This is a genomic window from Paenibacillus sp. 22594, from assembly GCF_052044425.1.
Taxonomy (GTDB): domain Bacteria; phylum Bacillota; class Bacilli; order Paenibacillales; family Paenibacillaceae; genus Paenibacillus_AQ.
Map to the genome: position 1 here is coordinate 217,048 of NZ_JBQENA010000001.1, position 19,135 is coordinate 236,182.

The 19,135-nt window shown below is 45.0% G+C and carries 19 protein-coding genes; 5 read left to right on the forward strand and 14 right to left on the reverse strand.

What is annotated here, in order from left to right:
* Both ACTJKB_RS00815 and ACTJKB_RS00820 read right to left on the reverse strand, forming a co-directional pair.
* Positions 1–465, reverse strand: a complete 465-nt coding sequence (locus ACTJKB_RS00815; RefSeq protein WP_440832667.1) for a phage tail protein — start codon at positions 463–465, stop codon at positions 1–3.
* A 25-nt stretch (positions 466–490) separates the two neighbouring features.
* Complete coding sequence (locus ACTJKB_RS00820) at positions 491–970, reverse strand: GyrI-like domain-containing protein (protein WP_440831379.1); 480 nt, start codon at positions 968–970, stop codon at positions 491–493.
* A gap of 111 nt (positions 971–1,081) precedes the next feature.
* Between ACTJKB_RS00820 and ACTJKB_RS00825 the strand changes: the two genes are divergently transcribed.
* Complete coding sequence (locus ACTJKB_RS00825; protein WP_440831380.1) at positions 1,082–2,071, forward strand: helix-turn-helix transcriptional regulator; 990 nt, start codon at positions 1,082–1,084, stop codon at positions 2,069–2,071.
* Here ACTJKB_RS00825 and ACTJKB_RS00830 read toward each other — a convergent pair.
* From ACTJKB_RS00830 to ACTJKB_RS00845, 4 genes are all read right to left on the reverse strand, one after another.
* Complete coding sequence (locus ACTJKB_RS00830; RefSeq protein ID WP_440831381.1) at positions 2,036–2,500, reverse strand: rhodanese-like domain-containing protein; 465 nt, start codon at positions 2,498–2,500, stop codon at positions 2,036–2,038. The genes ACTJKB_RS00825 and ACTJKB_RS00830 overlap by 36 nt on opposite strands.
* A gap of 8 nt (positions 2,501–2,508) precedes the next feature.
* The gene (locus tag ACTJKB_RS00835) at positions 2,509–2,826 is read right to left on the reverse strand and encodes a rhodanese-like domain-containing protein (protein WP_440831382.1); all 318 of its coding nucleotides are present in this window, start codon (positions 2,824–2,826) and stop codon (positions 2,509–2,511) included.
* Positions 2,827–3,017: 191 nt separating this feature from the next.
* Positions 3,018–4,067 carry an NAD(P)-dependent alcohol dehydrogenase gene (locus tag ACTJKB_RS00840; RefSeq protein WP_440831383.1) on the reverse strand — a complete coding sequence of 350 codons (1,050 nt, stop codon included), beginning with the start codon at positions 4,065–4,067 and terminating at the stop codon, positions 3,018–3,020.
* On the reverse strand, positions 4,064–5,221 hold the full coding sequence (locus tag ACTJKB_RS00845; RefSeq protein ID WP_440831384.1) for an MFS transporter: 1,158 nt from the start codon (positions 5,219–5,221) through the stop codon (positions 4,064–4,066). Before ACTJKB_RS00845 ends, ACTJKB_RS00840 begins: the two co-directional genes overlap by 4 nt.
* Positions 5,222–5,439: 218 nt before the next feature.
* On the opposite strand from ACTJKB_RS00845, the gene ACTJKB_RS00850 reads away from it, so the two are divergent.
* Both ACTJKB_RS00850 and ACTJKB_RS00855 read left to right on the forward strand, forming a co-directional pair.
* Complete coding sequence (locus tag ACTJKB_RS00850; RefSeq protein ID WP_440831385.1) at positions 5,440–5,988, forward strand: TetR/AcrR family transcriptional regulator; 549 nt, start codon at positions 5,440–5,442, stop codon at positions 5,986–5,988.
* Positions 5,989–6,094: 106 nt separating this feature from the next.
* Positions 6,095–7,270 carry a serine hydrolase domain-containing protein gene (locus ACTJKB_RS00855; protein WP_440831386.1) on the forward strand — a complete coding sequence of 392 codons (1,176 nt, stop codon included), beginning with the start codon at positions 6,095–6,097 and terminating at the stop codon, positions 7,268–7,270.
* A gap of 24 nt (positions 7,271–7,294) precedes the next feature.
* Here ACTJKB_RS00855 and ACTJKB_RS00860 read toward each other — a convergent pair whose 3' ends face one another.
* Both ACTJKB_RS00860 and ACTJKB_RS00865 read right to left on the reverse strand, forming a co-directional pair.
* Positions 7,295–8,206 carry a glycerophosphodiester phosphodiesterase family protein gene (locus ACTJKB_RS00860; protein WP_440831387.1) on the reverse strand — a complete coding sequence of 304 codons (912 nt, stop codon included), beginning with the start codon at positions 8,204–8,206 and terminating at the stop codon, positions 7,295–7,297.
* 182 nt (positions 8,207–8,388) lie between these two features.
* Positions 8,389–10,095 carry an ABC transporter substrate-binding protein gene (locus ACTJKB_RS00865; RefSeq protein WP_440831388.1) on the reverse strand — a complete coding sequence of 569 codons (1,707 nt, stop codon included), beginning with the start codon at positions 10,093–10,095 and terminating at the stop codon, positions 8,389–8,391.
* Positions 10,096–10,232: 137 nt separating this feature from the next.
* Between ACTJKB_RS00865 and ACTJKB_RS00870 the strand changes: the two genes are divergently transcribed.
* Positions 10,233–11,099 (forward strand): helix-turn-helix domain-containing protein, encoded by an 867-nt coding sequence (locus tag ACTJKB_RS00870; protein WP_440831389.1) that lies wholly within the window; start codon positions 10,233–10,235, stop codon positions 11,097–11,099.
* Here the strand turns inward: ACTJKB_RS00870 and ACTJKB_RS00875 are convergent.
* From ACTJKB_RS00875 to ACTJKB_RS00895, 5 genes are all read right to left on the reverse strand, one after another.
* Positions 11,094–13,955, reverse strand: a complete 2,862-nt coding sequence (locus ACTJKB_RS00875) for a glycoside hydrolase family 3 C-terminal domain-containing protein (protein ID WP_440832668.1) — start codon at positions 13,953–13,955, stop codon at positions 11,094–11,096. The two genes, ACTJKB_RS00870 and ACTJKB_RS00875, sit on opposite strands and share 6 nt — an antisense overlap.
* Positions 13,956–13,986: 31 nt before the next feature.
* On the reverse strand, positions 13,987–15,498 hold the full coding sequence (locus ACTJKB_RS00880; RefSeq protein ID WP_440831390.1) for a glycoside hydrolase family 43 protein: 1,512 nt from the start codon (positions 15,496–15,498) through the stop codon (positions 13,987–13,989).
* Between the two features lie 236 nt (positions 15,499–15,734).
* Positions 15,735–15,863, reverse strand: coding sequence for a DUF6254 family protein (locus tag ACTJKB_RS00885; RefSeq protein ID WP_244169897.1), 129 nt, complete (start codon positions 15,861–15,863; stop codon positions 15,735–15,737).
* Between the two features lie 74 nt (positions 15,864–15,937).
* Entirely contained in the window at positions 15,938–16,918 is a 981-nt protein-coding gene (locus ACTJKB_RS00890) for an aldo/keto reductase (RefSeq protein ID WP_440831391.1), read from the reverse strand.
* A gap of 19 nt (positions 16,919–16,937) precedes the next feature.
* Positions 16,938–17,333 (reverse strand): cupin domain-containing protein, encoded by a 396-nt coding sequence (locus ACTJKB_RS00895; RefSeq protein ID WP_440831392.1) that lies wholly within the window; start codon positions 17,331–17,333, stop codon positions 16,938–16,940.
* Between the two features lie 241 nt (positions 17,334–17,574).
* Here ACTJKB_RS00895 and ACTJKB_RS00900 point away from each other — a divergent pair, with 241 nt between their 5' ends.
* A complete protein-coding gene (locus ACTJKB_RS00900) occupies positions 17,575–18,123 on the forward strand; it encodes a TetR/AcrR family transcriptional regulator (protein ID WP_440831393.1) in 549 nt (182 codons plus the stop codon).
* 27 nt (positions 18,124–18,150) lie between these two features.
* Here the strand turns inward: ACTJKB_RS00900 and ACTJKB_RS00905 are convergent, their stop codons facing one another.
* A complete protein-coding gene (locus ACTJKB_RS00905; protein ID WP_440831394.1) occupies positions 18,151–19,071 on the reverse strand; it encodes an ArsR/SmtB family transcription factor in 921 nt (306 codons plus the stop codon).
* Between the last annotated feature and the right edge of the window lie 64 nt (positions 19,072–19,135).

Below are 19,135 nucleotides of genomic sequence, written 5' to 3' on the forward strand. Positions count from 1 at the left end.
CTAATATTCACCTTTTATTACAAAAAACGAACCCCGGATGGTTCCCGCCAGTTTTGACTTCTGTCTGGCAAACTTAAACTTCCCTTCTAACTCCTGTGGTACATCCATCCCCTCAGATAGCTTAAAACCTACAGCCCGCTTCTTAGGGTCATCCACCGTATACATCACGTTGAGCGCAAGGCCATCCTCATAAAAGACGTAAGCAAACCGGATATTTTCCACTTGAAAACGTGATGTTTCTAATGGCTTGGCTGCAAAAACAATATCACGTTCTTCCTTCAAAATCCGGTTCACATAATCAAGAGTATCCTGGCTCTCACTGGCTGGTACAACCTCGAATTCATGTTTGTATTTGTTCATGAAGTAACGGGCTTCATTAGCACGTAAGCCTGCAAGTGTATCAACTACAGGTGAAGACTCCAAGCCAACTGTTGACACATTTGTAAAATCAACGGTGTAGGACATATCCATCCCTCCTTTTATGTTCAGATTATTTCCTTACCACAGGGATCCACATTTCACCAACAACCAAGCCGTCCCGCTGCCCCATCTCCACCGATGCATTTGGTCCCCCGACGTAGGCGAAATCCTTGGCTTCAGGCAAGGCTTGACCAAAGGCAAGACCTGCAAGCTTATTGTTCAATGCATCCGCCGTCTCCGCTTCCCCTTTAACAACCAGATAGTCTCCCTTAGGAAATTGGATCACTCGGGCTTCATCTGGTGCTGCTGCCTCGGTCATAACACCGGCATAATGCATCATTTTGTTATTCACCGCTTCGTTCACAGCAAAAATGTAGTCATTCGCAGCTATGCCTTTTAGATAATCAAGCCTTCCATCTTGACTGACGGCCTGCCAAAAGTCTGACTTCTCCTTGTTAATGCCAGCATAATCTGTGTAATCACTCTTAAGCTCAGTTCCTAAACCTATAACAATAAAGCTGTCTTTTTCTTCAAGGGTATAATCTGCCATATTCAAAACCATCCTTTTTTTGTGGATTCATCAAATGAGTTGTCTTCTTCACTTGATAAATATATGATAGCCTTAAATCATGTCAAAAAATGATACTGTTTAGGAGTTCCCATGAAAAAAGTTGAACGGATCAATATCATCATGAGGTATATCAACAACCGCGCCCACTTTACCATTTCTGAAATCATGCAAGAATTTAACATTTCCCGTTCGACGGCTATTAGAGATATCAGAGAAATTGAGGCCATGGGAATGCCGCTTGTCGCTGAAGTTGGAAGGGATGGGGGGTATTTTGTCATGCGCAACTCTGTTCTTCCCGTTGTCCGCTTTACCGATGATGAGGTCAAAGCGCTTTTTATTGCCTTTATGGCCACAAGAAACGGGCAACTCCCTTATCTAAAGAGTCGACAGTCTTTATCCGAAAAACTACTGGGCCTCATTTCAGAAAACCAGCAAGATGATCTTTTTCTTTTAAATCAAACCTTATTTTTTGAAGGGACCAACCCTAATAATCCTGACTTGCTTGATCTTTCCGACCTCCCCCATCCCATGCTGGAAAAACTAATCCAAATCCTCCTTTTGGATAGTTATTTATTGATTACCATCGAAGAAGAGAAAGTCATTACGTCCTACCCCATTTATCTCATGCACCTTTATCGTGAAAAAAACCTTTGGCTGATTGAAGGCTTTGACTTAAAAGAAGAAAAGAAGAGGATTTTTCAGGTCGACTATCTCACCAATATTATCCCCTATCCGGAGAAAAATAGATTAAGCAAGAAAAAGATTCTCGAAAAACTTAGGAAACAGGAAGAAGAAATCAACCTTGTGCTTGAACTTGGTCCAAAAGCGATTGCCCAGTTCAAAAAATACCATCCATTTAAAATTTCAATTTCCTATACGAATCCATACCAGACCACAGCCATTCTAAGGACTTATATCCATGTAGATAAACCTGGAGAATTGTCCGAAATGACAAATTGGCTACTTTTCCTGGGTAGTGACGTTAAGGTTAGGGAACTGCCAGAAGAAGTCTTAGAAGGTCTACAGGAGAGATTATGCTTCTATTCAACCGGAAACAATTCCAACAATGCTAATGATTGAATCTGTGTCCACAATGTCTTCCTCTGAATGCGCATATTTTTTGAAAACACGCTTGTGTAGGCCAAACATCGCCTTGTATTGCGTACAGATTAGGAATCCATGCTTACGGAGAATTCTTGCTGCTTTATTGCTGTGATACCCAGTGTTGGACAGAATGATTACACCATCATCCGGGGATAGATCGTGTTGCCATACAAAAGGAAGGCGCCCTAAAGATATATTTATTGAGCCGGAAATATGTTCTTCCAAATAATCCGAAGCATCTCTGACATCAAGCATTTTCAAATTTAACCGTTCTTTTGCTTGCACCCAATCACGAGCATTAATATAGGAAAGTGAACGAACGGGCCATATCTGGCGCAAGAACCATAAGACCACTGCTCCAGTCAAAAAGTATATAAGTGTTATCATATCGTCCTGTCCTTTCATTAGCGGCTTTAGTCACGCACCAATTCATCCGTCCAAGCATTAAGCCCTCCCGTCATGTTCACAACATTAAACCCCTTTTCACTCAGCAACTCGCAAGCCAGGCCGCTCCGGTTCCCGCTTCGACAGATGACAATGGTCTCTTGTGCCGGATCAAGCACATCTTGCCGTTCCAAAAGAACTCCAAGCGGAATATGTTTGACACCGGCGATGTGTCCTTCCCTCCATTCTCCAAGTTCGCGAACATCCAACATATTTAGGGACTCCCCATTCTTGAGCTTTGCTGCTACCTTCTGGGGAGTGATTTCTTTAGAAATCTTGAATGCCATGTTAATCTCTCCTTTATAATATTCTCTAAAAACGTATACCCCTACGGGTATTATAACATTATTAATACTTAACACAATAACTTCTCCGTAAGAATTAGTTATAAAGAAAGAATCTGCTATTTCCGTAGCAGATTCTTTCTTTGTGATCCTTTATTAGAATAATGGCAGCAGCGCTAAGTCCGCTTTCGTGATTATTCATTCTCCATCGTGCTGATGTCAATTACAAACCGGTAGCGGACATCGGAAGCCAGGACGCGTTCCCAAGCCTCATCGATTTGATTGGCGGAAATCATCTCAATTTCAGGAGCAATGTGGTGTTCCGCACAAAAATCAAGCATTTCCTGTGTTTCGCGGATACTGCCAATCATGGAACCGGCAAATGACCGGCGCTGACCGATAAGTGAGAATACGTTAACTGGCAATGGCTCCGCTGGAGCACCAACATTGACGAGAGTACCATCCAGCGCCAATAACGAAAGGTAGGAACTAATATCAATCTTTGCACTCACAGTATTCACAATGAGGTCGAACGAGCCAGCCAATTCAGTAAATGTTCCCGGATCGCTCGTAGCATAATAATGTTCCGCGCCAAGCTTCAAACCGTCGTCCTTCTTCTTTAATGATTGGGATAAAACAGTAACTTCTGCCCCCATGGCATGTGCGATCTTTACAGCCAAGTGTCCAAGCCCTCCAAGTCCAACTACAGCTACCTTTTTACCTGGCCCTGCTCCCCAATGACGCAGTGGCGAGTACGTCGTGATGCCCGCACACAACAACGGAGCTGCAGCATCCAGCTCAATACCGTCGGGAATTCGCACCACGAAATCTTCCGTTACGACAATATGAGTGGAATAACCACCCTGTGTAAATTGCCCGTACCTGTCGATAGCCCCGTAAGTACCTGTCATTCCGCCCAGGCAATACTGCTCCTCCCCTTTATGGCAGTTATCACATTCTCTGCAGGAATCAACCATACAGCCAACCCCGACACGGTCACCGATAGCATATTTTTTAACTTCTGAACCTATCTGTGTGACAATCCCGGCGATCTCGTGCCCAGGAACAAGCGGATACTCTACCGGCCCCCACTCGCCACGAGCTGTATGAATATCAGAATGGCAAATACCTGCGAACTTAATCTCTATCAGGACATCATGCGGCTCTAGATCCCTGCGCTCTATCGTGGTCAGTTTGAATGGCCCTTCTGGACTGAATGTAGCACGTGCATTAACCTTATTCATAAATACCCTCCTGCAAAGTAGTATCTAAGTAAAATGGCTACAACACTCAACATCAGGGACAGGATTCCCACCCATACGACATATTGTGTACCCATACTTGATATAAACAATCCACCTACAGCTGCACCAGCAGTTGTTCCTAGGTTCGCAGATGTTAAGAACAATCCATTAGCAAAGTCAGGGGCTTCTGGAGCTGCAGAACTAATCCAATATTGATTGAAATTCCCCCCGATCCCTGCCAGTACCCCCCATATTGCAGTGAGGATTGCCATTGGTATACTAAACTGACCGACCAGGAACAAAATAATATAAACGGTCCCTAAAACAAAGGGGAAAATCATGACTGATTTGTTCGCATTTTTTGCAAGTAATCTCCCTGCTGCAATGTTCCCGAGAATATTGGCCCCACCGAACAGAATTAACATTAAACTGATTGAATTTGCAGACATATTTGTAACCGTCTTAAGATATTCAGCAAGATAGCTATACACACCAAATACGGCTGAGTTCAATAAAATAACAGCTATAATAGATAACCAAACTATTGATTTCTTTAATACTCTGATTTGAGATCCGTAAGTAAGTCTTTCTTGAACAGGCAACGATGGTACCAATAGTAGTGTTGCGATAAATACAATAGCATTAATAAGTGCAAAGAACGCCAGCGCCATTTCAATCGAAGCGGAGTTAGCAATGAAACTCACGATCGGTACACCAGCAACCATACCTGCAGATACACCTATAAAAACTTTAGAAACAGCTTTTGGGGCATCTTTTGTGTCAACAGAGCCTGCAGCTACTGTAAATGCCAATGAACAATATATCGGATGAAAAAAAGCTGGAATTACTCTAGCAATCAATGCAATGGTGAAGTTACTTGTAAAGATAGATACGATGTTCCCAAGCAGAAAAACGCCAAGCACAAGCAGCATGACCTGCTTCCGGTTGATCCCCGAAAACAATAACGGCATTGTTGGGCCTGAAACAGCAACGGCCAGGGCAAAAAAACTCACCAACCACCCTGCCTTGGATACACTCACACCCAAGTGGGCAGCAAGGGAAGGCAATATCCCTATAACCCCCATCTCAGTATTTATGATACCGAATACACCTAAGGTTAATATGAAAACCAGCATTTTATTTGGTTTAGCCAAAAAAACACTCCTAGCTTAAGTTATTTCGTGGTGCCAATCATGATCGCCTCCCCCTTTCATTTTTATGCATAATCAAAATAGTTTGTTTAATCAACTCATGTCCATTATTATATAAGTAAAAAGTCTATGTTCAATGATCAAAAAGACGTGATTTGTTGATTTATAAACAAATCTATCAATACTATTCATGATCTAAGAAAGTTTGGTGATCATTTACGATGGGAAAAGTGGATCGCAGAATTCTCAAAACCCAAGAATCTTTAAAAAATGCTGTGATTGAACTCATGACGGAGAAGAATTTTGATGATATTACCATTCAGGAGCTGGCAGACCGGGCAAATGTCAACCGAGGAACTATTTATCTTCATTATCAGGACAAATTTGATTTGCTGGATCAGCTCATAGAAATACACATTAATGAATTAGGGGAGATGGATGCCTGGGCATGTGAGTTGAATTGGGTCGATGCTCTTGTACCTTATTTTGAATATTTTGAGAAAAACTATTTATTTTTTTCAACGATGCTAGCAAGTAAAGGAACGCCATCCTCTTTTAGGACGCGGCTTCTTGCTTCTTTTATGAAAGGATTCCAAGGTGAGATTGACAGGGAAAGTGATAGGAACGCTGATTTAAGTGATGATGTTATGCTGCAATATGCAGGGACAGCGTATGTTGGAGTCATCGAATGGTGGATTAGGAATGGGATGCCGTATCCGCCGCATGAGATGGCTAAGCAAGTCGGGGCCCTTTTAGAGAGAAGCCTATAATCCATGTACTATACAATCTGCCCAAAAGCGTTTAATATTCACTTTAGCCAATTATAAAGTTAGCTTTGATTAAGGGAACCTATCAGGAGAGGGAGTCATTAGAGATATGCTGGAGTCAAACATAACCAATCTATTGAAAAAAACGCTGAGGGCAAGTATCGATAACAAGGAAATCGCCGGCGCGAACTTTATGGTGATCAAGGACGGCAACGAAGTCTTTTATCATGAAGATGGCTTGGCCGACCTCGAGTCAGGACGCCCTATTTCAAGAAATTCGATCTTCCGTCTATACTCGATGACAAAGCCGGTAACTGCCACATCCGTCATGATGCTCCTGGAACGTGGCGAAATCGATTTGTTCGATCCTGTAAGCCGGTATATTCCGGGTTTCAAAAATCAACGGGTTGAGAAAAACGGCGCACTGGTACCCGTCAGCCGGGATGTCACCATTCATGACTTGCTGAATATGACATCGGGACTGGTATACGGCGGAACCGACACAGCCGGACAGCAGACAGAGATATTGTTCCAGGAACTGGGCAGCCGCTTACATGGTGACAATCCAATGAACACACTTGAATTCGCAAACCGCCTGGGTCAAGGCCCCCTTTCGTTCGAGCCGGGAGCTTACTGGCAATATGGAACGTCGGCGGATGTCCTTGGCGCCATTGTGGAAGCGGTTAGCGGCATGCGGTACGGGCAATTTTTGAAAAAAGAGATATTGGAGCCGCTGGAAATGAATGATACCGGTTTCTGGCTGTCTGAAGAAAAAAGAGACCGTCTTGCGAAAGTCTATCAGGATGACAGTGAGGGCGGCTTGAAGGTGTACACGGACAGCCATCTGGGCATCAACCACCATATGAACTGTGAACCTGTATTTGAGTCGGGCGGTGCGGGACTAGTCTCTACCATTGACGATGCCGCTAAATTTACAACAATGCTTATGAAACAGGGGAGCTATAATGGCGTTCAATTGCTTAAGCCTAGAACCGTTCAATATATGACTTCGGCTAGTTTGACGGATGGTCAGCAAAAAGGCTTTGATACTTGGCATTCATTGCAGGGGCACAGCTACGGCAACCAGATGCGCATCATGACCCAGACCGGGAAAGCCGGTTTTATCGGGAGCAAAGGTGAATACGGCTGGGATGGCTGGCTGGGGGCATATTTCAGCAATAGTCCGCAAGATGGTCTGACCGTACTGTTTATGGTCCAGAAAAAAGATGCCGGAACGATGGCGATTACGCGTAAGCTGCGCAATATCGTCTTCAGCAGCTTGTAAGGGCGCCTCCCTACATCAATCGCGTTACCACTTGGCATTCTTTCGGTTCGTTTCAATGACTTCAAGAAAACGGTCAGGGAAATTAGTATATACCCCGTCCACACCCCATAGATAGGCTTTATTCATGTTGAGCTGGTAATTCACTGTATATGGCATCACTTTGAGTCCGGCCCGCTTCAACTGCGCCACATAGGCCGAAGTGATTCCCTGGAAGTTGGGGCTAATTCCGACAGCGTAGGATTTCACATCCTTCAGAAAAGATGCTGAGACTCTCACCTCGGAATAATCATTCCAAACGAGTTGATAGAGCGGAATTTCCGGATTTATTGTATGAAATTTACGTAAACTGGCTCTACTGAATGAATGAATGGACACCACATTCTCCAAATCATATTTCAAAATATATTCGTTTAATAAGGATTCAATATTAGTCTCATTAGTTGAGTCCTTGATTTCAAGGATATAGCTGATATTTTTCCCGAAAGTGTCGAATACCTCATCAAGTGTGGGAATGGGTGTCGCTGCATATTTCTCTCTGGCAAACATCGGATAGGCTTCATTGAACCATGAACCTGCGTCCAGGCGTCTAATCTGTGCTAATGTCATGTTTCTCACATACCCTTTGCCATTTGTTGTGCGATTGACAGTCTCATCATGAATCACGACAGGAATTTGATCTTTGGTTAAGTGAATGTCGAGTTCAATATAATCCGACTTCATTTCAAGCGCCAGCTCAAAGGCAGGCATTGTGTTCTCAGGAGCATATCCGGAAGCGCCGCGATGGGCAATTGTAGATACGTTATCCGGAGGATCAATAATTTCTTTAACTTTAACCCGAATGGACGGGGAGTATGCGTACAGTACCACAAACAAGGAAATAAACAATAAAACATGTATTCCGATAAAATAAGCTTTATGCCTGAAAATCTTCATCATTCCGTTGTCCCCATTTTCCTATAACCCTTTAATGACGTAAATATTATCTTAACAGTTCAAATGCTTGAAATCCACTGATGCACTTGTTCAAATCTTCAGAACACTCTGGAGGTCTGGAAGATATACAGACATAAAGACCCTCACCTCAATACAGGTAAGGGTCTTGCATATGCTTCCTTGTGTTATTTAATATCCTTGCCGGTAAAAAGTGATACCCTTGCTTTAACCAGCTCGGTATATTCCTTCTCCATTTTCTCTGCTCCAACTTTGTTCAATTCGTCGAGGAATGCATCATATATTTTGTCAAAGTCTGCTGGGCTAGAGAGAATGGCCTCCGGAATACGTTTGTGGACAATATCCTGGGTCTTTTGGTAAATCACCTGATAATCTCCATCCGTCGGAACTTGCATGTTATACAGTGCCCCCCATTCTTTGACAGGGAACTCATCCTCGGCCGGGAACAGATCCTTCCACGTTGTCGCTTTATATGCCGCTAATGCTTCCTTCTCAGCATCCGAGTAACTCGCGATGATCTGTTCCGGGAAGTTCGTAGTATAGTAATTGCCTGTTGAGTCCTTAACACCATCTCCATAACGGACTCCGAAAATAGTATACAGATCGATGCCCGTCTGTTTCCCGAAATTGGCCGAATCATTCACCTTCTGATTGCGGATCTCGTCCGGGATCACTCGTACTCCATTCTCGATATTGTACTGTTTGCCTTCCACGCCCCAATTTCGCAATACCTGGCCTTCATCAGAGGATAACCAGTCTATGAATTTGATGGCGCGGACCGGGTCTTTGCAGGCTGTAGTAATGCTGATACCATAACCGTCAACTCCGATGGCCTGCAGGGTGTTCTCTTTGTACTGCTCACCCATAGTCACCGGAAAATGACCATACGTATATTCATCTTTACCTGCAGCCTTCAGAGCATTTTCAGCATCTGCATACTCCCATTCTACAGAAGTGAGACCGAGTACTCGCCCACTGGAGATTTTTGATTTATACTGATCATCCTTTTCTACAAAAGAATCCTTATCCAGCAGTCCTTCGTTATACATATGATTCAGCCAGCGGAAGTAGTCTTTTTCTTCCGGACGTTTGTAGTGCAGCATGGTTTGATACGTTTCCGGAACCACATAGTATTCACCGTCACCTGCACCCCCCGTAGTCGCCGCGGCTTGATTGGTTACGGTAATCATACTCTTCCAGCCATCCGCATTTAACAATAACGGAATCGTCGGCTGCCCATCGGTTGTCGGATGTTTAGCCACATATTCTTTGAGGACGCTTTCAAATTGCTGAACGGTTTTAATTTCCGGATATCCTAATTCTTTGAGCACACGAAGCTGAACTTCAAAGCCGCTCGTAACGTCAAAATACTGCTGGTCAACACCTGTGTTGGTGGGTATCGAATAGATGGCCTGGTTTTCGTTGCTGTATTTCATACGGTTCATATCCTTGCTCATGACCTTTTTAATATTTGGAGCATATTTGTCGATAAGATCCGTCAAATCGATAATCGCTCCTGCATCCACCAGTTTGCCAAGCTCTCCTTTGGCGTAGATGATATCTGGAAAATCCCCGCTGGCAGCCATTAAAGAGATTCTGTCTCCTCCGCCGTTGCCCACATCAAATTCGGCATTAAGGGTTACTCCGGTTTTCGCGGTGATTTCTTTCCCCACATCATCTTGCATTTTATTCCAGTTCGGATTCGCATCCGCTCCAAAAAATGAAAACGTAATCGGACTGGTATCACTGCCGGTACTGTCATTTGCGGTATTCACAGAATTGTTTTTCGAGCTGCTGCAGCCCGCAGATAGAAGGAGTGCACTTGCTAAAAGTGCTATTCCGCAGGTCTTGGGCAATTTTTGAATCATGGTCATCATTTCCCCCTTTTGGTGTGTTGCGAGTGGCTGTTTTCGTCTTTATTTTAACTTTTGGTCCTAGTGAAAACCTTGATAATCAAGTCACGAAATAGCATAATATAGACATGAACAACAATGGATTGGGTGGTATTATTTTGAGCAATGTATATTTAAACTGGTTTACGACCGATGAACAGTTTCCATTTTTCATTCAGTATGGAGGACATGAAGAAGAAATGTCCCTCCATAAACATGTGGATTTCTCTGAGCTGGTCATCGTATTAAATGGTCATGCTACACATATCGTCAACAATGAAGAATCATTTATCAAGAAAGGGAATGTATTTGTCCTGAACGGCGGGACCCATCATGCCTACAAGGCCCCGCACGAATTTAAGATTTGCAACATCATGTACAAGCCGGATATGTTGAAGTCTGCCGGACCGGATTTACGGTCCTTGGATGGTTATCAGGCGCTTTTCATTTTGGAACCGTTCTACCGCAGCATTAATCCGTACAAAAGCAAACTGAACATGTCGATAGCCAGCCTTGAATATGTCACAGCTTTAGTTTCGGTTATGATTAAAGAATATGAAACGAAGCAACAAGGTTATCAGACCATGCTCGCTTCCAGGTTCATGGAGCTTGTTGTTTATCTGTCCAGGCAGTATGACCACCAGGAGAACGGCGTAGCCAACAGTCTGATGCATCTGGCCAGTGCAATTTCTTACATCGAGGACCACTACCTGGAACAAGTGACTCTGGAGGAGATTGCGTCCAAATCAGACATATCCGTCAGACATTTAAACCGGATTTTCCAGTCGTATTACCGGACGACACCCATTGCTTATCTTCACCGGCTGCGTTTGGAACGTGCCTGCACACTGCTTAAGCAGACAAACCGTTCCATTACGGATATTTCTTACGAGTGTGGTTTTAATGACAGCAATTACCTCACGCGCCAATTCAAAAAAAGCTTCGGCATGACCCCGAAAGCATTTCGTAAAATGCAAGAATCATAGCAGCTGCAGACAGAAAGAGCTGATCTGCACATCACCTTTGAGGTGCAGATAAAGCTTGCACCGTTCCGAGAATACAGTTTCCGCAGGTGTAAGGAGGTCTGTGATCAACCGGGATGGAACCTCACACTCTACAGTCGTCCATGCTTGGATACCGCCAGTTGGCAGAATTGGACAGACCGCTATAGGATCACCAGCAGGAGAATCAAGTGTCAATACGATCTCCCCGCCTTGGATGTTCCCGGTAACCCTGGCCATGAACTTCACCGGCCATTCGTTTAGATCTACATCATGAAAAGCAATCCAGCCGCTGCCTGCAACGGGGCGGATACTCTCTCCCCCTTCCCGGCATTCATCCAAGTAAATGTTCTTATAATCATCATAATTAACCGCTTTAACCCATTCTCCAAGTGAGCGTGCAGGGATCTCCTCGCCTTCTACATGCAGTGTAGTCATCGAAAAAATCTTAGAAGAGGATGACCCGGCCATGAGCGTATACATCCCCTTCTCCACACAATACCGCTCGCGGGTTACGTCCCAGAATGCCAGGTCATTCACCTTTATGGTGAACTGAACGGTTTTGGATTCTCCGGGGAACAGCTGCATCCGTTCAAAACCGATGAGTGTTTTTATTGGACGTGTGACACGCGGGTTATCAGCCCGAATATAGAGCTGAACGACTTCATCTCCAGACCAGCTTCCCGTATTGCAAATCAGGATAGAAACTAGAAATGTCTCATTCTCATAAACAACCTCACAGCCGGCAGTCAACTCACCATATTTAAAGTCTGTATAGCTCAGACCATGACCGAACGGGTATAGAACTTCTTCATCGAAATACTGATAGGTACGTTTACCTTTAATAATGTCGTAATTCATCAGATCTGGTAGTTGATCCATAGAACTGTACCATGTCATGTTCAATCTGCCTGCAGGATTATATTCGCCAAAAAGCACATCGGCTACGGCATGTCCTAGCTCTTGGCCGGCATGCGATGTGAAAACGATTGCCGGGACGTGTTCATTTTCCCAATGAACCGCAAAAGGATAGCTGCCTATGATAACGACAACGGTCCTTGGATTCACGGCCCGAACCGCTTGAATGAGTTCATGTTGAGCAGGTGGAAGTGTGATATCTGGCCGGTCAACCGTCTCTTTACCATTGATATAAGGATTGTTGCCTACGAATACAATCGCCGTCTCTGCTTCTTTTGCCAACTGTATGGCTTCTTCCAGCCCTTGGTTCACGACCTCAATGATAAATTCACTTTGACCTTCAAGAGCTATTAAACGCCCATGGGCGTCGGTGACAACTGGTTTGTCATCCCATGATTTCATCGTAAAGGAATCCTTTTCCAGCGCTTCAAATCTGAATGTTTCCTTGACGTACCATCCTCCCACTGCATCTGCCGTTGCGGTCAAACGTCCATTTTCGCTTACAGTAACCAATTTATGGATGTCCATTGCCCGCAGTGTAAAACTACCGAAGCCCCAGTCGCTGCACTCAAACACAGCCGCTTCAGTTGCGATGTTGCCATCTGCCGCTAATACAGCAGAATCGTTTCCATAATCACGCAGACACACATATTTCCCGCTGGTGGCAGTACGGATACGGATTTGATCCATTCCCGTTGCAAACAGAACCTGACGATCCTGTATTTTTTCCGAAATACCTTGGAGCTGGGTAATACGATAAGGTGGCGTACCGCTATAAGCATCAGTGAAAGCTTCATCAGCCAGCGGTCCTATTACTGCTACAGAATCCAATATTGTCCATAGCGGGAGTAAACCATCATTTTTCAGCAAGACAATGGATTCCCGGGCTGCTTCGAGTGACAAAGCCTTATGCTCTGACGAGCACAATTTCTCCTCCGGAACATGGCTGTATGGATTTCGCTCTGCAGGATCAAACTCACCCAGACGGAACCTTACACGGAACGTGTTTCGCAGTGCATGGTTTAGGTCTTCTTCTGCCAGTAATCCCTGATCCAGTGCATCACGCAGCGCTTGAAAAGAGACCGGTTGATCATCCGTTATATTATCAATACCAGCTTTGATCGAGCCTGCTACTGCTTTTGCATAAGAATCGGCGTAGTGATGATCTGTCACCGTTCCCAGAACATCCCCGGCATCGCTAACGACAAAGCCGTCCATGTTCCACTCGCCTTTGACGATCTCATTCACCTCATGATTCAAATTGCATGGAATTCCGTTAACTCCGTTGTATGCAGTCATTATAGATGCCGCCCGGCCATCCCGGATGGCTGGTTCAAATGCCTTCAAATAATACTCGCGTTTATTACGCGGGTCGATACTGATAGATGCGCTGCCACGGTTCAATTCATTATTGTTTGCGTAAAAATGCTTTAATGTTGCGACTGCCTTGTAATAGAAAGGGTCGTCTCCCTGAAGACCTTGGACCAGACTGGTTGTTAGCCTTCCCGTCAAGAATGGATCTTCTCCATAACCTTCTTCGGTGCGGCCCCATCGTGGATCCCGCTCCAAGTCTACCGTTGGCGCCCAAATGGTTAACCCATTAATGGATGAGTTGCGCTGATAGTACACCCTGGCCTCATCGCCAATGACGGAACCGATTTTCTGGAGCAATCCGGGATTCCAGGTGCAGGCAAGCCCTATGTTCTGGGGAAAAACAGTTGCTTCTCCCAGCCAGGCTACCCCATGCGCTCCCTCCGTGCCGTGCTTGTACTTCTGCAAACCAAGACGCGGAATGTCCGCCTGGTACTGGCACATGAGTTCTATTTTCTCATCCAGAGTAAGACGCATGACCAAGTCATCGATCCTCACTCGCAGGGGCAAATCCAGGTTCTGAAAAGGAAATTGTGTTGCTGCTCTGTACATCATCTAATTCCCTCCTATGGAAGCATATATCCTAATGGAATGGCTCATAATCGAACCAGTCAAATGATGCAGGAGCGGGGATTTGTGCTTCCGAGATTGCATACATGGCGGCCATTACTCCCACAAACCCGCCGGCAACTTCAGTTGAGAGAAGATGCGTTTCTCCCCATCCCATTTCTATTTCGCCCGTTTGTGAAGATCGGAATGAAGCCACAAATTTCTCAGGCAGCGCTTGAAACTGGAGCTCAATCGCTCCTTCGGGACAATCGCGTTGCTCTATCATCTGCATGGAGCCGACTGTCCGCCGGAAGATCACCTTCTTTCGGCCCTGAATGAGTTTTATAGCCAGATCGTAATGATGCTCTTCATCCATATACATTGTTAATCCCGCTTCTTCTCCGTCATGCTGTGGTTCGAACTCCAGTTTAGCCACAACCCTACAGGAAAAGTGACACAGCCGGCGTCCTACAAAAGCAGGAGTCCCAACCTCATCTAAGGATGCCGCTTGTCCATAGAGAACAAGATAACCCTGGCGTTTCGTCAATGACCAGCTCCCCCCAGCAGGGTTGCGCAAAAAAGTCCACATCATATCCAGCTTTTCATCATCGAAATCGTCTCTGGGCGGCTTATCCGGCCACAACACTCGAGGAAGCTTCGGAGCATCCATGACTGGTTCAATATGCGTATTATTGCCTACAACGGGCCATCCATCAGATGTCCAGTCCAAAGGTGCCAGGAATACCTCTCTACCCAGATGATGTCCCATAGGGTAAGACACCGTTCTTATCCCCAAGCACACAGCCCACCAAGTTCCGTCATGAGCTTCAATTAGATCCGCATGCCCCGTTGCATGTATGCCGTTTCCCATGCTTCGATTCGTAAGAATCGGATTATGGGGGCAAGGTTCAAAGGGTCCAAAGGGATGAGCACTTCTTGCAATCGTTTCCATGTGTCCGAATTCGGTCCCCCCTTCGGCGATCATCAGATAATATAGTCCGTTGATTTTATATAAATGCGGACCTTCGGGATGAGCCCCCCCAGTACCTTTCCAAATCAAGCGGCTTTCTGAACGTCTGCCTCCGGTCTCCATATCAATCTCGCATTGATAGATGCCGTCGCCTTCAACACCAGTCGTTGGAGACTGTAAATATACGCGGCCGTCGTCATCAAACAAAAGAGAGGGATCGATGCCCTTCTGGGCAACTTGTACGGGCTCCGACCAGGGTCCTTCGGGGTTTTGTGCCTTGACAAAGAAACTGCCGCCTCCGCTAACATTGGTGGTCACCATATAAAACCAGCCGTCGTGGTATCGGAGGGTCGGTGCGTAGATTCCGCCTGAACTCCATGCGCCTGTTAATGGGAGCTGTTGCTCTGTGGTGAGGCAATGACCAATCTGCCGCCAATGAACCAGATCCTTACTATGAAAGATAGGGACGCCTGGAAAATATTCAAACGAACTTGTGACTAAGTAATAATCTTCGCCCACGCGGCAAATACTGGGGTCAGGATGAAAGCCCGGTATTACGGGATTGGTGTACTGCATAAATCCGCACTCCTGTCTATTTTTTATACAGATTCAAGCACTCTGTTCACTCCAAATTGTAGTACACTTTCACTTAGCCAAACCTTCATTTTCAAGTCATAGGAATAGCATGATCTAGTCATTGCACTTGATAAAAACACAAAAAAAGAAATCGCCCTGGAGCGATTTCTTTTCAGTCCCGAAATGACTTAATGAAAAAAGACCGCCAGCGCACTCTCCTGGCAGTCTTTCTTTCCTTACAAAGTAGTATGCTTCTCTTCATATTCGCTGGACAATACCTTAAGCGATTTGATTTTACCATGGGGATGCTGTTCTTGCTTTCGTGACTTCCAGGCAGCTTCTTTCCTTCTCATCTGGTGAGCCATACAAGAATCCTCCTCGGAAAGCTGAGATGTATACTACATCCTTATGATGTCGTTCCCAGGCTGCGTTCATTCATTTACTGAGCTCCAACTATTGGATGCGGAATATAAAGTTCTTCAAGGAATGAAACTTCTTCCGTGGATAATTTCACCGACAGAGCACCAGCTGCATCTTCGAGTTGCGATAGCTTCGTCGCGCCGATAATAGGAGCAGCTATAGATTCTTTCTCCAGCAGCCAGGCTAGAGCAATATGAATGCGGGGTACGCCGCGTTTTTCTGCAAGTGATGCCACACGTTCAATGATCAGGCGGTCTGCAGCTGCACTAGAATCGTATTTGGCTTTTTGAATGAGATCGGTTTCGGATCTATGTGTGCTTTCCGACCAATCGCGGATCAGTCTTCCTGAGGCCAGTGGACTATAAGGTGTCACAGCAATATTGTAGTCCTTGCAGAGCGGCATCATCTCCCTTTCCTCTTCCCGGTAAATGAGATTAAGGTGATTTTGCATGGATACAAAACGAGTCCAGCCATTGTTCTCCGCTACGTGTAACGCCTTTTGAAATTGCCATGCGTACATGGCAGAAGCGCCGATATATCTGGCCTTCCCGGACTTCACTACATCGTGCATAGCTTCCATAGTTTCTTCGATTGGCGTATGGTAATCCCAGCGGTGAATGATATAGAGGTCTACATAATCTGTCCCTAGCCGCTTCAAGCTTTTGTCGATTTCGCTCATAATAGCCTTACGCGACAGCCCCGAACCATTTGGACCTTGATGCATGCGTCCCCAGACCTTTGTAGCCAGAACAATTTCATCCCGGTTCGCATAATCCTTTAGAGCCCGTCCAATAATCTCCTCACTGGTTCCGTTTGCATAGACATTCGCTGTATCAAAAAAGTTAATCCCGAGCTCAAGAGCTCTTTTTATGATAGGACGGCTGTTATCCTCATCAAGAACCCATTGATGCCATCCTGGCAGTACATTTCCAAAGCTCATACACCCCAGACAAATCCGCGATACGTCCATTCCTGTATGGCCAAATTTGATATATTCCACAGGTCTAACCTCCTCTTTCCTACAATTCATCAAACCATGCATCATCGACGGCTTCGAACCAATCCGTGGATCCTGGGGTCATAGCCAGGTGCACAAACCAGCTATCCTTTGTCGCACCATGCCAATGCTTCACGTTAGGCGGAATATTGACCACATCACCAGTTGTGAGTGAACGGGCGGGGTTGCCTTCTTCCTGATACCAGCCATTGCCGCCTGTAACTAACAGAACCTGTCCAACCTGATGAGCATGCCAGTTATTGCGGGCCCCTGGAGCAAAGGTTACATTGCCGATCACGGTATTCAGAGGCGCTGGATCTGTAAATACCATTTGCAGATAAGCGTCACCCGTAAAATATGCTTGTACCTTCTCTCCTAACGGGAAAATGGTACTATTGCTGAGTTGTTCATTTTTCATTATTATGTCCTCCATTCTGTTAATAGATGAAATCATGGGAGTCTTATTTTCATTTTGAATGGATACTTAATGTGTTCATGTCTATTATTATAAAGATATTGAGGACCTTGCCTATTGTTAATACCCTACGATTTGTTCATTAATGAACGAAATACTAAAAATTGATCATTTTATATTATTATACAATTGTTTATTATTATAAATATGTACAGAATAAACAAATGAAAGATTGGAGAACAATATGCCTAAAGTGGATAGAAGAATCCTTAAAACGCAGGAAGCATTAAAAACAGCAATCATTGAATTGATGACTGAAAAAAGTTTTAACGATATAACCATTCAGGACCTTTCGGATAAAGCAAACGTAAGCCGCGGTACTATATACCTTCACTACATGGATAAATACGATTTGCTGGATAAACTAATTGAAATTCATATTAATGAACTCCAGGAAAGATGCGAAGCGGCAGCGGATCTGGATTTTGTAACAGGGTCCGTGGTTTGGACGGAATACTTTGAGCGTAATTATGCATTTTTCTCCACGATGCTGGCGAGTAAAGGTGCGCCCTATTTCCGCAGCCGGTTCCTGGAATTTCTTATTGAAGAGTTCCAAGCAGAAGTGGATAACACTAAAGGGAAAAACGAAGGGTTACATAAAGATCTTGTTGTTCAATTCGTGGCTTCCTCATATGTGGGCGTAGTCGAATGGTGGTTTACGAACGAAAGACCTGTAACCCACCTAGTACTGGCAGAACAGTTGGGAACTTTGCTCGAAAGAATTTGTGAGTAGAAAAAAGCCGCCTACAGAAGGTGGCTTTTACTTCATAGATGATTCGCTAAGGTATACACGAATTACAATATCCTGATCATGATTGCCGAAACCGGCTCCATAGAGCGTCAATCCGCCTACATTTACGGAATCCTCTTCAACCGCGAAACGAAGGGTCCAGAATTGTTCCTTCAGCTTGATATCATCAACAGTTACATCCGACATCCACTCTCCATCTATAAACGTACCTAAAGCGTCAATGCGGATCGTCTTCAATAGTCCGTATTGATTCACATTCCGATGCCACCATTTCGGCGTATATATTCCCCTGGCGGCTCGTCCGAAGTCTGCCGGGCTTGTCCACATTCCAAGTGTGACACCGTTAAACGTGAACCGGATGTCCGATGGCCAATAATCTCGCAGGCCCGGCGCTTCAGAAGCCATTTCCATCGAAATCTCGATAGCCTCTGGCGTTTGATCAGGAAGCAGATAGTTAGGTGTTTTATACTCAACGTACCCCCTCCCGAACCACAAAATGGCAGCGTGAACCCGCTCAGGGTCAAGAAAGTAGCGCGGATCGTCCCAAACTCCGATTTCTTTCTCGTGCGTGCCAAGTCCGCATGTAGGATGGACTTCAAATGCTGTATAATGACCGACTGAAATGGTTTGTTCTCTGCTCCTCGTGGTTCGGCTGACGGATGGCAGCTCGATCTCAATGCTTTTTTGTGTAAGGAAGCACATTTTGTGCGTACCTCCGTTTAGACGTACCCTGCGGCTCCCGATTAATCCGGCTTGCTCGAGTTTCCGTATGTGCATGGTAACGATGGAGGGGCTAAGTTCAAGCATAGCCGCAATATCTTTTACATTCCTTTCATTATCGGCAATCAAACCCATAATCCGCCACCGTACTTCGCTTGCCAGCGCTTCATATAGTGCCATGAATTTCGGTTCCCCGTTCGTTTTTAACATGAACAATCTCCTGACGTTACATATTGAAATCATATATATATTAATTTAATAAATTTACTACCAA

Excerpts from the sequence above, each read along its gene's own strand:
- ACTJKB_RS00815 (WP_440832667.1), bottom strand. The coding sequence starts at position 465 with ATGTCCTACACCGTTGATTTTACAAATGTGTCAACAGTTGGCTTGGAG.
- ACTJKB_RS00820 (WP_440831379.1), bottom strand. The coding sequence starts at position 970 with ATGGCAGATTATACCCTTGAAGAAAAAGACAGCTTTATTGTTATAGGT.
- ACTJKB_RS00825 (WP_440831380.1), top strand. The coding sequence starts at position 1,082 with ATGAAAAAAGTTGAACGGATCAATATCATCATGAGGTATATCAACAAC.
- ACTJKB_RS00830 (WP_440831381.1), bottom strand. The coding sequence starts at position 2,500 with ATGAAAGGACAGGACGATATGATAACACTTATATACTTTTTGACTGGA.
- ACTJKB_RS00835 (WP_440831382.1), bottom strand. The coding sequence starts at position 2,826 with ATGGCATTCAAGATTTCTAAAGAAATCACTCCCCAGAAGGTAGCAGCA.
- ACTJKB_RS00840 (WP_440831383.1), bottom strand. The coding sequence starts at position 4,067 with ATGAATAAGGTTAATGCACGTGCTACATTCAGTCCAGAAGGGCCATTC.
- ACTJKB_RS00850 (WP_440831385.1), top strand. The coding sequence starts at position 5,440 with ATGGGAAAAGTGGATCGCAGAATTCTCAAAACCCAAGAATCTTTAAAA.
- ACTJKB_RS00855 (WP_440831386.1), top strand. The coding sequence starts at position 6,095 with ATGCTGGAGTCAAACATAACCAATCTATTGAAAAAAACGCTGAGGGCA.
- ACTJKB_RS00860 (WP_440831387.1), bottom strand. The coding sequence starts at position 8,206 with ATGATGAAGATTTTCAGGCATAAAGCTTATTTTATCGGAATACATGTT.
- ACTJKB_RS00865 (WP_440831388.1), bottom strand. The coding sequence starts at position 10,095 with ATGACCATGATTCAAAAATTGCCCAAGACCTGCGGAATAGCACTTTTA.
- ACTJKB_RS00875 (WP_440832668.1), bottom strand. The coding sequence starts at position 13,955 with ATGTACAGAGCAGCAACACAATTTCCTTTTCAGAACCTGGATTTGCCC.
- ACTJKB_RS00880 (WP_440831390.1), bottom strand. The coding sequence starts at position 15,498 with ATGCAGTACACCAATCCCGTAATACCGGGCTTTCATCCTGACCCCAGT.
- ACTJKB_RS00885 (WP_244169897.1), bottom strand. The coding sequence starts at position 15,863 with ATGGCTCACCAGATGAGAAGGAAAGAAGCTGCCTGGAAGTCACGAAAG.
- ACTJKB_RS00895 (WP_440831392.1), bottom strand. The coding sequence starts at position 17,333 with ATGAAAAATGAACAACTCAGCAATAGTACCATTTTCCCGTTAGGAGAG.
- ACTJKB_RS00900 (WP_440831393.1), top strand. The coding sequence starts at position 17,575 with ATGCCTAAAGTGGATAGAAGAATCCTTAAAACGCAGGAAGCATTAAAA.
- ACTJKB_RS00905 (WP_440831394.1), bottom strand. The coding sequence starts at position 19,071 with ATGTTAAAAACGAACGGGGAACCGAAATTCATGGCACTATATGAAGCG.